14 protein-coding genes are annotated in these 14122 nt (G+C 39.2%); 10 read left to right on the forward strand and 4 right to left on the reverse strand.

The features are described 5' to 3' along the window. Positions 1-56: 56 nt before the first annotated feature. The 8 genes from ILA26_RS00760 to ILA26_RS00795 all read left to right on the forward strand — a co-directional run bounded on the left by ILA26_RS00760 (position 57) and on the right by ILA26_RS00795 (position 8741). Positions 57-608, forward strand: coding sequence for a cupin domain-containing protein (locus ILA26_RS00760; RefSeq protein WP_292892967.1), 552 nt, complete (start codon positions 57-59; stop codon positions 606-608). Between the two features lie 21 nt (positions 609-629). After that, the gene (locus ILA26_RS00765) at positions 630-2294 is read left to right on the forward strand and encodes an AMP-binding protein (protein WP_292892969.1); all 1665 of its coding nucleotides are present in this window, start codon (positions 630-632) and stop codon (positions 2292-2294) included. Positions 2295-2303: 9 nt separating this feature from the next. After that, positions 2304-2588, forward strand: coding sequence for a 4Fe-4S dicluster domain-containing protein (locus ILA26_RS00770; RefSeq protein WP_292892971.1), 285 nt, complete (start codon positions 2304-2306; stop codon positions 2586-2588). Continuing rightward, positions 2589-3701, forward strand: a complete 1113-nt coding sequence (locus ILA26_RS00775) for a 3-methyl-2-oxobutanoate dehydrogenase subunit VorB (RefSeq protein ID WP_292892973.1) — start codon at positions 2589-2591, stop codon at positions 3699-3701. It begins immediately after the preceding gene. Positions 3702-3713: 12 nt separating this feature from the next. Then, positions 3714-5153, forward strand: coding sequence for a 2-oxoacid:acceptor oxidoreductase family protein (locus tag ILA26_RS00780; RefSeq protein WP_292892975.1), 1440 nt, complete (start codon positions 3714-3716; stop codon positions 5151-5153). 10 nt (positions 5154-5163) lie between these two features. After that, entirely contained in the window at positions 5164-6474 is a 1311-nt protein-coding gene (gatD, locus tag ILA26_RS00785; RefSeq protein ID WP_292892977.1) for a Glu-tRNA(Gln) amidotransferase subunit GatD, read from the forward strand. A gap of 9 nt (positions 6475-6483) precedes the next feature. Beyond that, on the forward strand, positions 6484-8349 hold the full coding sequence (gatE, locus tag ILA26_RS00790) for a Glu-tRNA(Gln) amidotransferase subunit GatE (RefSeq protein ID WP_292892979.1): 1866 nt from the start codon (positions 6484-6486) through the stop codon (positions 8347-8349). A gap of 119 nt (positions 8350-8468) precedes the next feature. Next, positions 8469-8741: a hypothetical protein gene (locus tag ILA26_RS00795; protein WP_292892981.1), complete on the forward strand. Its 273-nt coding sequence runs from the start codon at positions 8469-8471 to the stop codon at positions 8739-8741. Between the two features lie 60 nt (positions 8742-8801). Here ILA26_RS00795 and ILA26_RS00800 read toward each other — a convergent pair whose 3' ends face one another. Beyond that, positions 8802-9824: a YeiH family protein gene (locus ILA26_RS00800; RefSeq protein WP_292892983.1), complete on the reverse strand. Its 1023-nt coding sequence runs from the start codon at positions 9822-9824 to the stop codon at positions 8802-8804. Positions 9825-9988: 164 nt separating this feature from the next. On the opposite strand from ILA26_RS00800, the gene ILA26_RS00805 reads away from it, so the two are divergent. Both ILA26_RS00805 and ILA26_RS00810 read left to right on the forward strand, forming a co-directional pair. Next, positions 9989-10777, forward strand: a complete 789-nt coding sequence (locus ILA26_RS00805) for a sulfide-dependent adenosine diphosphate thiazole synthase (RefSeq protein ID WP_292892985.1) — start codon at positions 9989-9991, stop codon at positions 10775-10777. Between the two features lie 588 nt (positions 10778-11365). Next, positions 11366-12328, forward strand: coding sequence for a transposase (locus tag ILA26_RS00810; RefSeq protein WP_292892987.1), 963 nt, complete (start codon positions 11366-11368; stop codon positions 12326-12328). Positions 12329-12456: 128 nt separating this feature from the next. Here the strand turns inward: ILA26_RS00810 and ILA26_RS00815 are convergent, their stop codons facing one another. The 3 genes from ILA26_RS00815 to ILA26_RS00825 form a co-directional block, all read right to left on the reverse strand. Next, a complete protein-coding gene (locus ILA26_RS00815; protein ID WP_292892989.1) occupies positions 12457-13059 on the reverse strand; it encodes a hypothetical protein in 603 nt (200 codons plus the stop codon). A 325-nt stretch (positions 13060-13384) separates the two neighbouring features. Next, a complete protein-coding gene (locus ILA26_RS00820) occupies positions 13385-13576 on the reverse strand; it encodes a hypothetical protein (RefSeq protein WP_292892991.1) in 192 nt (63 codons plus the stop codon). A gap of 19 nt (positions 13577-13595) precedes the next feature. Further along, complete coding sequence (locus ILA26_RS00825) at positions 13596-14072, reverse strand: hypothetical protein (RefSeq protein ID WP_292892993.1); 477 nt, start codon at positions 14070-14072, stop codon at positions 13596-13598. Positions 14073-14122 lie beyond the last annotated feature (50 nt).

The following is a 14122-nucleotide window of genomic DNA, read 5'->3' on the forward strand; positions in this document are numbered from 1 at the left end:
TGTTATAATATTAATTATAATATAGAAAATCAATTAGAAAAATAGGTGTTTTATTTATGAATGAATACAACAAAGATATTGGAAATCGAATTAGAGAACTCAGAGAACTATCAGACATTACTATTAAAGAAATTGCACAAGACTTGAACATTACAGAAGAAACCTACATCCAATATGAAAACGCCGAAGTAGACATTCCAGCAAGCTTCTTATATGAACTTTCACACATCTTTAAAGTTGATTTAGGATTATTATTAACCGGTGAAGAAAGCAGAATGAGCATCTTTGATGTCACTCGTGCAAACAAGGGAGTTTCAGTAGACAGAAGAAAGGAATATACACACGAAAACCTATGTTCCAAATTCATTCACAAAAAAGCAGAAACCTTCCTTGTTGTTGTGGACCCTGAGAAGAACCCAGTGCCTTCACTGAATTCACACCCTGGACAAGAGTTCAACTATGTCCTTGAAGGTTCCTTGAAAATTTATATACACAATAACGAAATCATCTTAAACGAAGGGGATTCAATCTTCTTCGATTCAACACACAGACACGCAATGGTAGCACTTAACGACAAACCCGCTAAATTCTTAGCAGTAATCATATAATATTTACAGGAGATAATTTAGATGACCTCATTAATAGGAAATTTTGTAGAGAGAGTTGACTTTGACTCTTATGAAGACTTTTATGAAAACTTTAAACTAACTTATGACGATGATTACAACTTCGGATTCGATGTTGTAGACAAATATGCAGAGATAGATCCGGAAAAGATAGCATTAATCTGGATAAATGACCATGAAGAAGAGCACATTTTCACTTTCAAAGAAATGAAGGAGTACTCCAACAAGGCTGCAAACCTATTCAAAAGTTTAGGAATCAAAAAGGGCGATTGCGTAATGCTCACCCTCAAGAACAGATACGAATTCTGGTTCTGTATGATTGCATTACACAAAATCGGAGCAATCCCAATTCCTGGAACACACATGCTAAAACTCCACGATATCGACTTCAGGATAAAAGAGGCTAACGTTAAAATGGTCGTGTCAGTGGAAGAAGACTCATTATTACCTGATTACGAAGAAGCTGAAAAAGAGTTAGGAATAGACATACCTAAACTCGCTATTGAAACCGACAGGGACGGTTGGATAAACTTCAATGAAGCAATCGAAAAGGAAAGTGACGTGTTTGAAAGACCGACAGGCGATGATAAGACATATGCCGAAGAAATCGGACTGATCTATTTCACATCCGGAACAAGCGGAATGCCTAAAATGGTTTCACACAAGCACACCTACTCCTTAGGCCACATCCCAACTGCAAAATACTGGCATAATGTAGTGGAAGACGGTATTCACCACACTTCCGCAGACACAGGTTGGGGAAAAGCTGTATGGGGAAACCTCTACGGCCAATGGATTGCAGGAACTTCAGTATTCATCTATGACTACGACAGGTTCAACGGATTGAAATTACTTGAAAAGATCATTGAATACAAGGTTGACACATTCTGTGCCCCTCCTACAATCTACAGATTCATTATCAAAGAGAATATCGAAGGCTATGACCTTTCCAACTTGAAATACGTCACAACCGCAGGAGAACCTTTACCTCCTGAAGTTTCCGAAAAGTTCTATGAGCTTTCCGGATTGAGAATCAAGGAAGGGTTCGGCCAGACCGAAACCACATTGTCCATCGGAACATTCATATGGTTGGACGCAAAGATCGCTTCAATCGGTAAGCCTTCTCCATTATTCAACTTGGAGTTATTGGATGAAGACCACAACAGAGTGGAAATAGGTGAAGAAGGAGAGCTCTGTTTCAAAATGAATGATGGACCTAACCCTGGACTTTTCAAAGACTATGTGAACGATGAGGAAAAATACAAGAAGCAAATCCACCACGGATACTACCACTGCGGAGACACCGCATGGGTGGATGAGGACGGATACGTTCATTTCGTCGGAAGAAATGACGACATCATCAAGTCTTCAGGTTACCGTATCGGACCGTATGAAGTTGAAAGTGCAGTGTTATCCCACGAGGCAGTTTCAAACTGCGCAATTACCGCTTATCCTGATGAAGTGAGAGGCCAAATCGTAAAGGCAACAATCATATTGCAACCGGGCTTTGAACCTTCACAGGCACTTACAAGAGACATTCAAGATCACGTTAAAAGAGTTACAGCTCCTTATAAATACCCAAGAATGATTGAATATGTTGATGAAATCCCAGAAACAATCAGTGGTAAAATAAGAAGAGTGGAAATCAGAGAAAACGATAATAAATAGATGATATAAATGACAGAAGAAATATCTTATCCAGTTATCAATAAAGAAATTTGCAAAGGCTGTATGAGATGTATAGTCGGATGTCCTCAAAATGCAATACTACTATCACAAGACATGAACAACGCAGGATATCAATTTGCTTATTACAGTGGAGATGGCTGCACAGGATGTAAAGACTGTTACTTTACCTGTCCGGAGCCATTGGCACTTGAAGTACATCAATTGAAAAAAATTGTTGATGATTCAGTTGGAAGAATGATAAAGGCCAAAGTGGCCAATAAAGGGGGAAACTAAATGAGTAATCAAATGGTGAAAGGAAACACCGCAGTTATCGTTGGCGCAATGTATGCAGGTTGTGACTGTTTCTTTGGATACCCAATTACTCCGGCAAGTGAAATTCTACACGAAGCATCAAAATACTTCCCCATGGTTGGAAGAAACTTCGTTCAGGCTGAAAGTGAAGAAGCATCCATTAACATGGTTTACGGTGCATCAGGTACCGGACACAGAGTCATGACCGCTTCATCCGGACCTGGAATCAGTTTGATGCAGGAAGGATTCACATATCTTGCTGGTGCAGAATTGCCCGCAGTGATTGTTGACATCATGAGAGCAGGACCTGGACTTGGAAACATCGGACCTGAACAGGGAGACTACAACCAGATCGTTAAGGGAGGAGGTCACGGAAACTATAAGAACATAGTTCTCGCTCCAAACAGCGTTCAGGAAATGTGCGACTTGACCATGAAAGCATTCGAGCTTGCTGACAAGTGGAGAAATCCTGTTGTTGTCCTTGCAGACGGTACCCTGGGCCAAATGGCAGAACCTTTAGTGTTCCCTGAAGAGGCAATAAAACCTGAAATCGACGAGTCATGGGCAGTAAGAGGAAACAAGGAAACCATGGAAAACCTCATTACCTCAATCTTCAATGACTTCAATGACCTGGAGGACTTCAACTACAAGCTTCAGGAAAAATATGCAAAAATCGACGCTGAAGAGGTCATTGTCGATGAATATCAAGTTGATGATGCAGACATAGTTTTAGTCTCATACGGTATCAGCAGCCGTATCGCAAGATCCGCTGTTGACAAGAGCCGTGAAAAAGGATTGAAAGTCGGACTTTTAAGACCAATCACATTGTCACCTTTCCCAACCGAAAGGGTAAAAGAGCTGGCTGACAAGGGCGTAGAATTCATTTCCGTTGAAATGAGTAACGGACAACTCCTAGCGGACGTTCAGTTTGCGGCTTTAAGACGTGAAGGAACCCACCTCGTCAACAGGATGGGTGGAAACCTCATTGAGCTGAAACATGTGCTTGCTAAGATTTATGAGATAGCTAGCGTGGATGAAGAAATTGATACTTCAAAAAGAAGTGAAGAAAAGGCTAGCCCAAATATTATTGACTAAGGATGTGGAAAAATGAGTGAACAAATAAATAAAGATTATGAAGAGCAAATACGTAGAAATCCACAATCCCTTTTAGAAGAATATCCTAGAAAAGGAACAAACATCCAATCAACACACTACTGTGCAGGATGCGGACACGGAATCATCCATAAGTTGATTGCTGAATGTATGGATGAACTTGGAATTCAGGAAAGATGTGTCATGATTTCCCCTGTAGGATGTTCAGTGTACGCTTACTTCTACTTCAACTGTGGAAACTTCCAGACCGCTCACGGAAGAGCGCCTGCAGTGGCTACAGGTATATCAAGAGCTGAAGACAATGCAATTGTGATGAGCTACCAAGGAGACGGAGACCTAGCTTCCATCGGTTTGAATGAAACCCTTCAAGCTGCTAACCGTGGAGAAAAGATTGCAGTGTTCTTTGTAAACAACACAGTTTACGGAATGACAGGCGGACAGATGGCACCAACCACATTGATTGGTGAAAAGACAGTCACATGCCAAACCGGAAGAGACCCTGACTATGCAGGACACCCTACCCACATGTGCGAGCTAATCAACACATTGAAGGCACCTGTGTTCATCGAAAGGGTATCACTTGCAAATCCTTTGAAAATCAGGCTTGCAAAATACGCAATCAAACAGGCATTGACCGTACAGAAAGAGGGGAAAGGTTACTCCTTTGTTGAAATATTGTCACCTTGCCCAACCAACCTAAAGCAAGACGTGAAACGTGCACAGGAATTCATTGAAAACCAAATGGAAAAGGAATTCCCTGTCAAAAACTTCAGAAACAACCTCTACAGAAAAGATCCTGTAGAAAGACCTGCAAGCGACTTTTCAACCGAATCACTGGACAAGATTTTCAATGTTTCAAGAGATGGTGATTCCGGATACGTTGACGATGAAATCGAACCTTTAAGCATCAAGGTTTCAGGATTCGGTGGTCAGGGAGTATTGAGCGCAGGACTCACAATAGCACAGGCTGCCTGTGCTGAAGGAAAACACGTATCATGGTATCCTAGTTACGGACCGGAACAGAGAGGAGGAAAATCCAACTGTTCAGTGGTAATTTCAAACGACACCATCGGTACCCCTGTAGTTGATGACATTGACATTCTTATCGCTTTAAACAAGCCTTCCCTAGAGCAATTCTCACAGGACGTGAAAATTGGAGGAACCATACTTTATGACGCTAAAATCGGTGAATTCGAAACCGACAGAGACGTTAATGTGATTGCAATGCCTTGTGTGGACATTGCCGAAGAGCATGGAAACGCAAGAACCGCAAACACCGCATTGATCGGTGCATTGACTGAATTGAGCGACGTCTTAAAACGTGAATCCTATGAAAACGCAATCAAGGAAATGTTTGCATCAAAACCAAAAGTAATTGACGTGAACATTGATGTGTTGGAAGCAGGAGCAGAATGGATTAAAAACAATTCTTAAGTGTGATTTAATGACCTATAAAGAAAATGCTGAAAGATATATTGAAAATTACGGTTTAAGTATAGGAGACACCATCAAAGTCAACAAGGAAGACATCTCCTATACTGGTATCTTGCTTGACAGGCCAGAAGATGCCGATGACGGATACCTCGTCATCAAGCTGTCAAGCGGGTATAACATTGGAGTGGCTATCGATGATACCACTGCCGAACTCATCGAAAAGGGCGACAAGCCTAAAATCGGTTATGATGCGGAAGAAATTCCAACAGATCCAAATAAACAGAACATTTCAATCGTATCCACTGGAGGTACAGTATCATCTGTCATAGATTACAGAACCGGTGCAGTGCATCCTAAGTTTACCGCTTCAGATCTTGTAAAGGCCAACCCTGAATTGCTTGATTATGCAAACTACAACGTAAAGGCATTGTACAACATATTAAGTGAAGACATGAAACCTGAATACTGGGTAAAGGCCGCTGAAGAGATAGCTGATTACATCTCTGACGGAACAGATGGTGTTGTCATAGCTCACGGTACAGATACAATGCACTATACCTCCGCAGCATTGAGCTTCATGTTGAAGACCCCTGTCCCAATTGTCATCACAGGTGCTCAGAGAAGTTCAGACAGGCCTTCAAGTGACGCCAACATCAACCTTATCGATTCAGTTATCGCTGCAAAATCAGACATTGCAGAGGTTTGCGTCTGCATGCACGGAAGCCTTAACGACAAGTACAATTACCTTCACAAGGGAACCAAGGTCAGAAAGATGCACACATCAAGAAGGGACACCTTCAGAAGCATCAATGCTCAACCGATAGCTAAAATCGAAGACAAGAAGGTTACAGTCAACCCTAATTACGCCTACACCAAACGTGGGGAAAACGAGCTTGAACTGAATGCGTCCATTGAGGATAAGGTGGGATTCATCAAGAGCTTCCCTGGAATTTCCCACGAGTTCATTGAATATCACATAGACAAGGGATACAAGGGCCTCGTTATTGAGGGAACAGGTTTAGGACACGTTCCAAATGACCTCATCGACTCATTCAGAAGGGCGCAGGATGAAAAGATTCCTGTCATCATGACCTCACAATGCCTTTACGGAAGGGTGAACATGAACGTATACTCAACAGGACGTAACATTCTTGATGCAGGAGTCATCTCCGGACGTGACATGACCCCTGAAACCACATATGTCAAGTTATGCTGGGCATTAGGTCAAAGTGACGATTACGAAGAAGTTAAAGAGATTATGCAAACAAACATTGCAGGTGAATTTTCAGAAAAATCCTCAATCAGGGATTTCTTGAACTAGGTGGTTAATATGGATTACGAAAAATTAGGATTAAAAATGGGACTTGAGATTCACCAACAATTGAACAGTCAGCACAAGCTGTTCTGTCCTTGTAAGACAGAGCTTGTTGATGACGAATTTGATGAACTCGTTCAAAGAAAACTTAGGCCAACACAATCCGAGCTCGGTGAAATCGACCGTGCGGCATTGCAGGAATCATTAAGGGGATTGAACTTCAAGTATGAAAACTTTGAAAAACACACATGTCTTGTTGAAAACGATGACGAACCACCTCACAGCCTAAACGAAGAGGCATTAGACATCTGTATTACAATCGCATGCCTCATGAACATGCACATTGTCGACGAATTCCACACAATGCGTAAACAGGTTATTGACGGAAGTAACACAGGAGGGTTCCAGAGAACCGGTATGGTTGCAACCGACGGATACCTTGAAACACCATACGGAAAAGTTGTCATCGAAAGCCTAGGCCTTGAGGAGGACGCAGCAAGAAGAGTTGAAACCAAGGACGGATTTACCGAATTCAGGCTTGACCGTTTGGGAATATCTCTTGCTGAAATCACAACAGACCCTTCAATGCACCATCCGGACCAGGTCCGTGAAGTCGCATACATGCTAGGTCAAATCTTGAGAAGTACCAACGTTAAAAGAGGACTCGGTACAATCAGACAGGACCTAAACATTTCCATTGCAGAAGGTGCGCGTGTTGAAATCAAAGGTGTGCAAGACCTTGACTTGATGGCTGAAATCGTGAACCGTGAAGTCCAAAGGCAATTGGAATTAATCGATATCAAAAAGCAGCTTCAGGAAAGAAACGCTGAAGTGCTTGAAGAAATCCATGACCTGGATGAATTGTTTGAAGACACAAAATCCAAGATATTGAAATCAGCTGAAACCATTAAAGCGGTTGTTTTAAAAGGTTATGACGGCTTGATTGGCCGTGAAGTGCAACCTGGAAGAAGGTTCGGTACTGAAATTGCAAGCTATGCCAAAAAACGTGGAGTTTCAGGAATATTCCACTCTGACGAATTGCCTGCATACGGAATAACCCAAGAGGAAGTGGATAAAGTTACAGAATTCCTAGATATAGGTGAGGAAGACGCATTCATCATCGTGGCACATGACGAGGACATTGCAATCTCCGCACTTGAGGAAGTCAAAAGAAGAGCAAACCTCGGTCTTGAAGGTGTTGTCGAAGAGACAAGGAAAGCTCTTGATGACGGCAACACCGAATACATGAGACCTCTTCCTACCGCAAACAGGATGTATCTTGAAACAGACATTCCATTATTCAAAATTACACAAGACAGAGTTGAGCCAATAGCAAACAACTTGCCAGAATTACCTGACGTGAAACAGGCTAGAATCATTGAGGAGTACAAGTTGAGTGAAGACCTTGCAACACAATTGGTCAAAAGGCAAGAGGCCGACATGTTCGAGGCAATCCTTGCAGACGTTGACGTTGACGCAACACCGGTCGCTTCACTTCTCGCATATGACCTCAGGGAAATCAAAAGGGAAGGCCATGACATCAACGTGCTGACCTTGGATCACTTCAAGGGAATCTTCACATTATTGTCAGAGGGCAAAATAGCCAAGGACAGCGTCCGTAAACTTGCTGTTGAAACCATCAAGGCACCTGACATGGACATAGCCGAAATCGCTGAGAAAAACAATCTTGTCATGATGAGCGATGAGGACGTCTCCAAAATCATTTCCGAAATCGTTGCAGACAATGAGACAATGGTGAAGGAACGTCAAATGGGTGCAATGGGTCCCTTAATGGGAATGTGCATGAAACAGCTTAAGGGAAAGGCTGACGGCGGACTTGTAAACAAGATTGTTCGTGAAGAAATTCAAAAACTGATTTAAGAAAACTCAAAGGAGTTTTCTTTTAACTTATTTTTTAACCAGCTGATTATATTCAACTATCATCAGTATAGATAACCTATTTTAAACAAGATTGACAAAATATCATACAGAAAATAAAAATGGTTGACTTAAAAGAATTTGCTCCTTTATCAGGTTTGATTGTCTTTGGAAACATAGAAAACTTGGTTCTTGCATCACAGGGTGCAGCAGCACATGTAAACCCGTACATTTTGTTAGGGTTAAGCCTGATTGTGGTCATAGTCTGGTTCCTGATTGGAACATACGGAACAAAAGTAGCCATAAAATACGCAGAAATATTCGGTGGGGTCGTAATCATAATTTTAGGTGTTCAATCAATGGTTGAAGCTATGGGATTAAGTCTTTTCCCATAAAACTCTTTTTTTATTTTTAAATTTGAACGGTAGAGAATTTTTAAACTCTACCCGAAAACATCACCAAAATCCTAAAGCATGCTGCAGCAATAGGCTGACGACTGTAATTGCAAACCAGCAGGTGGCGCCCAGCACGATAGGCTTTCCTCCTGACCTGACTAATTTTACAATATCAGTGTTGAGACCGATTGCAGCCATTGCCATGATAATGAAGAATTTGCTCAATTCCTTCAATGGCAGGAATAGACTTGCGTCAACGCCCATGCTGACAGATATTGTGGTTATGATTGATGCAATCACAAAGAATATTACAAATAAAGGCAATGCCCTTTTCAAGCTGAACTTTACGCCGTTGAAACTGTTCTGGCGCTGAGTGATTAGTGACAGCACCAATGTTATCGGAATGATAGCCAGGGTACGTGTGAGCTTGACTGTTGCTGCCTTGTCAAGTGTCTGGCTTCCAAGTCCCCACATGTTGTCCCATGTTGCGGCCGCCGCAGTCACTGATGAAGTGTCGTTGATGGCGGTTCCGGCAAAGATTCCGAATGGGTCCCCGCTTGTTGTTGAAAATCCGAGAATTTTTCCAAGCATTGGAAATATTATCGCTGCAATGACGTTGAAGAAGAATATGACTGATATGGACTGGGCAACCTCCTCATCGTTAGCATCTATTACAGGAGCGGTTGCGGCAATTGCCGAACCTCCACAGATGGATGATCCCACACCGATTAGAATCGCCGAGTTTCTCTCCATGCTCAAGATTCTTTTCATCACATATGCCACAATCAGCGCCGTTGCGATGGTCCCTATGATAATCGGCAATGACTGGATTCCAGTTGCCAGAATAACGTTCAGGTTCAGTCCGAAACCAAGGAATACAACTGCTGTCTGAAGGACATATTTTGATGTGAAGCCTATTCCCTCGTCAAATTTTTCCCGTTTTTTCCAGAATACTGCTATTGCCATACCCAGTATTATTGCAATTATCGGTCCGCCTATGACTGGAAATGCATTACCAATCAGAAGCGCAGGAATTGCAATGATCAAGCATGCAACAATGCCGTAAATCTTATCTTTAAACATGATATTCACAAAAATTAACTAAATAGAATTTTAAACAATTATTATTCTATTTGTCAAGATATTTAAAATTAATCTTAAACCAAACATTCAATTTAATCGAGTCTTTTTAAACAGATAATCAATAATATATACTAATAATTACAAAAAAATACATTGGTGATAATGTGGAAAAATTAGATGACATTATTGTTTCAAGAGCAATTATTGAAGAATTTATGAACGACTTTTTGGACTACACAGATATTGATGTTGCAATCGGTGGAGGAGGTCCGTCAGGAATCACTGCAGGATACTATCTTGCCAAAATGGGATATAAGGTTGCATTGTTTGAAAGAAAACTCTCCATTGGTGGAGGAATGTGGGGAGGAGGAATGATGTTCAACAAGGTTGTTGTTCAGGAAGAGGGTTGCAGAATCCTTGATGAGTTCGGAATCAACTACAAGAAATATCAAGACAACTATTACACTGCAGACTCCATAGAGTGTACATCAACACTTACATCTAAAGCTACACAAGCTGGTCTTAAAGTGTTTAATCTCATGTCAATTGAGGATTTAATGGTACGTGAAAATGGTATAAACGGAGTAGTGCTCAATTGGAGTTCAGTTGAAATGAGTGGCCTACATATAGACCCACTTACAATAAGGTCCAAGGCAGTTATTGATGCAACAGGACACCCATTGGAAATAATCAAAATTGTGCAGGACAAGATGGAAGCACCATTGAACACCCAGACAGGAAAGATTATGGGAGAAAAGTCAATGTGGGCTGACCGTGCAGAGGGCAAAATCCTTGACAATGTAAATGAAGTTTATCCTGGATTATACGTTACAGGAATGGCAGCAAATGCTGTTCATGGATCACAGCGTATGGGACCTATCTTTGGAGGAATGCTTCTTTCCGGAGAGTATGTTGCTAAAAAAGTAGCTGAAGATTTGGAAAAAAGATTCTGATTTTACCTAAACTAACCATCACTATTTTTAGGTATGCCTAAAAAAATGGAAACCTTTATATAGTATGACAACAAATTATAAAGTAGAGACGAAATTTAGGTTAACCTAAAACACTCTCACATTATTAGTCAAATAATAAAACTCTCCAAAATTAGAAATGTGTTGAATTAGATTTTTCACAATTTACTAATTTGATACAAGTCGTTGGAAAATTAAAAAAAATCTGCCAAATAAAATAATTTTCCTTAATTCCGGTGTTTAAACTAGTCACTTAAACACCTATTATCTCTCTTTTTAAAATTTAAACCTTGTAGAAACCATATCAAAATTTAAGTTAACATCGAATTAATTTGCTTTTTTTCTTTAATTAACTCTTTTAAAGCCGTTGTTTTTAGTTTTGACATGTTTCCAACTATTTTATTTTACACTTGAATTAATACATCGCAAAAAAATTTTTCCAAAAATGCTTGGATTTTGATTTTAAGCGATTTAATTCCTTTAATTTTTTTACACTTAAAATAATACTTACTATTTTACGAAAAAATAAATAACAACTTATAAATAGTGGAATGGAGAATAATTATTAATATGTATGCTAAAATAAACTATTCTCCATATTACTATTTGAATTCAAGACATTTAAACCTTTTGGATTTTGGACTTGAACTTAATGGTAAAAAGCAAGAAGAAAAACTATTTAAAATTGGCCAAAACCAAAATATGCTACTTGACTTCGTTGAATTAACATTTAACTATGCAAAATGGATATTTCCAAAGTATTCCTGTGATTATAGCAATCATATCTACAATCAACCACAATTATTCACTATTTTAGCAATGAAAACTTACTTAAAAACAACATATCGCGAAATAATAGAAATTTTAGAAGCCTCTGATAAAATAACCAAATTTCTAAAGCTTACAAAACTACCACACTACACAACAATCCAGAAATTCTTTGTAAGAATGTCAGACACAAAATTAAAAGATTTAAACAAATTAATTTTATTTATGCATCCAATAGACTGTGAATTAGCAGCAATGGATGGAACCGGACACACAAGTGACTATGCAGACCACTATTACGCAAAAATAAGGGGCAAATGTAGAAAAAGCTACATTAAAAACCATATTGCAATTGATGTCGACACAAGAATGATCCTAAATTACGCTGCAAACAGAGGTCCAAAATATGATACACAGTTTGCAATAGCATCAATAAGGCAATTAAAATCATATGCACCCCACTACATATTAGCAGATAGAGCATATGACACAGAACCCATTAGAAAATGCATAAATGAAGAAGTTGGTGCATTCGACCAAATTCCTTTAAAGAAAAATGCAAAAACAGGACATTATAGGTTAAACAGTGCAACAATCTTCTGGCATGACGTGTACGCAAGAAGAATGAATGTAGAAAGTGTTATATCCGTAATAAAAAGAAGATTTAATGGTGGAAACTATAGTAGAAGCACATCACTCCAAAATAAAGAAACAAAACTCAAAGATGTATTATATAACATTTACAGAGCAATTCAAGTGTTTTAGAGGATGGTTTCTACAAGGTTAAAATTTATTTAAAATTAATTAAAACATCAACTATTTATAAAAAAAGCAATATTTATTTATTGATTAAAAAAAATAAGTTAGGGGAAACCCCCTACAAAGCATTTACATCATAACTGATCATTAAATGACCCATCTTCCATGAACGGTTCAACTGGATCTTGACCTGACAATGCCCTGCTTTTATCCTCTATGAAATTTCCGCTTGGAGTCCAAAATCCATATCTTCCATCCTTATAACCATATTTGAAATCGCCGTCAACCCTTTCGACATAAGTGTCGCTTGAGCTTGACTGGGAAGTTGAATGGGTTTCAACAACAGGTTCCTCTTTAATAGTCAATTTCTGTGTCGTATTGTTTCCAGTGTAGTTCTCATTTCCACCATAGGTCACATTCACAGTGTATTTTCCTTTCTTCAAGTCCAAATCAAGCTTTGCCTTACCTTTTGAATTGGTTTTAACGACATCATCAACTACGACTTTTCCCTTGCTGTTGGTTATTGTGATGTTAACTATTTCCTTTGATACCGGTGTTTTATTCAAATCTGTTAACTGTACAGATAATTCTCCACCTTCATACTGTTCTTTATCGCTTGTAATCTTGATTTTAGTTGGATCTTTTGCAGCAGGTTGATTTAGAAACATTACACCCACTGCCGCTGCAAGAATCACGATGACCACAAGCAGAATTATAATTATATTCTTATCTTCCATAATATCTGATATCCTCATTGTTAAATGCGATTAAAATTGTGTCAATCATATGCGTATATGATTTCAAAATTATTTAAATCCTACATAAACAATCCTAAATATTACATGGCTTTCAAAAATGACCCACACCACAACTGAAATATCCGAGGAAAATTTGAAGCAATAATATTGAATACTTCTCCAATGAAAACCACAGTTATGAATTTAATCAATAGAATAAACAAAGCCCAAATCAAGTAAACAAAAGATTTGAGAAAAAAAGCATATGATTAATGAGGAAATGTAGATGAAAAAATAAAAAATAAAAGCAGATGTCAAAAAACATCTACTTGACTCTGATTTTGACTTTCTTGGTCACTTTGTTGTAGTACTTGTTTGCCTTGAAGGTCACTGTTGCTTTGTAGGTTCCCTTCTTGGTCAGTTTCTTGATTTTAAAGACAGCTTTACCCTTGGAGTTGGTTTTAGCTTTAATAGCTTTTTTGCCCTTGATTTTCAAGGTGACCTTGGCCTTTTTCATTGCCTTGCCTGTGTTGGTTTTAAGAGTAACAGAATACTTCTTGACCTTCTTGCATCAATGGGTTAAACTTGAACAGTTCCTCCCCAATCATTGAAAATATCAATCCTATTGTACTTTCAACATTGATCCCCATGGAGGATGCAGAGGACAGACTCATGCCGCTGAGACTGAATGTATCAAGGACTGTGCCCACGATTAGAGAATAGACCATATATCCTAAAAAAAGCAAGACTCCCAGAATTATCTCGTTTTTGGTAGGTTTTCTAAAAATCAGTGAGTAGTCCCAGTTTGAAAAATAAAGCAATGGCAAAAGCATTATCAGGCAAAACACAATGCTTCCGATTATTTCCATTCCAGGTCCTGAACCAAACAGACCATAGGTAACATAAGCAACCGGAACGCTCAGCAACAGCACAACCCATCCAAAATTGGAAATCTGGGGATTGAGGTTGTAAAATGGAAAGTCCCTTGTTTCATCGAATTCCAAAAATTTCATAGCATCATAGAATAATTTCTACAAAATACTATATAAAGTTAAACAAATCT

Source organism: Methanobrevibacter sp. (assembly GCF_017940815.1).
Classification (GTDB): Archaea; Methanobacteriota; Methanobacteria; order Methanobacteriales; family Methanobacteriaceae; genus Methanocatella.

Bases quoted from the DNA above. Each gene is read 5' to 3' on its own strand.
- ILA26_RS00760 (WP_292892967.1), top strand. From the start codon at position 57: ATGAATGAATACAACAAAGATATTGGAAATCGAATTAGAGAACTCAGA.
- ILA26_RS00765 (WP_292892969.1), top strand. From the start codon at position 630: ATGACCTCATTAATAGGAAATTTTGTAGAGAGAGTTGACTTTGACTCT.
- ILA26_RS00770 (WP_292892971.1), top strand. From the start codon at position 2,304: ATGACAGAAGAAATATCTTATCCAGTTATCAATAAAGAAATTTGCAAA.
- ILA26_RS00775 (WP_292892973.1), top strand. From the start codon at position 2,589: ATGAGTAATCAAATGGTGAAAGGAAACACCGCAGTTATCGTTGGCGCA.
- ILA26_RS00780 (WP_292892975.1), top strand. From the start codon at position 3,714: ATGAGTGAACAAATAAATAAAGATTATGAAGAGCAAATACGTAGAAAT.
- gatD (WP_292892977.1), top strand. From the start codon at position 5,164: ATGACCTATAAAGAAAATGCTGAAAGATATATTGAAAATTACGGTTTA.
- gatE (WP_292892979.1), top strand. From the start codon at position 6,484: ATGGATTACGAAAAATTAGGATTAAAAATGGGACTTGAGATTCACCAA.
- ILA26_RS00795 (WP_292892981.1), top strand. From the start codon at position 8,469: ATGGTTGACTTAAAAGAATTTGCTCCTTTATCAGGTTTGATTGTCTTT.
- ILA26_RS00800 (WP_292892983.1), bottom strand. From the start codon at position 9,824: ATGTTTAAAGATAAGATTTACGGCATTGTTGCATGCTTGATCATTGCA.
- ILA26_RS00810 (WP_292892987.1), top strand. From the start codon at position 11,366: ATGTATGCTAAAATAAACTATTCTCCATATTACTATTTGAATTCAAGA.
- ILA26_RS00815 (WP_292892989.1), bottom strand. From the start codon at position 13,059: ATGGAAGATAAGAATATAATTATAATTCTGCTTGTGGTCATCGTGATT.
- ILA26_RS00820 (WP_292892991.1), bottom strand. From the start codon at position 13,576: ATGAAAAAGGCCAAGGTCACCTTGAAAATCAAGGGCAAAAAAGCTATT.
- ILA26_RS00825 (WP_292892993.1), bottom strand. From the start codon at position 14,072: ATGAAATTTTTGGAATTCGATGAAACAAGGGACTTTCCATTTTACAAC.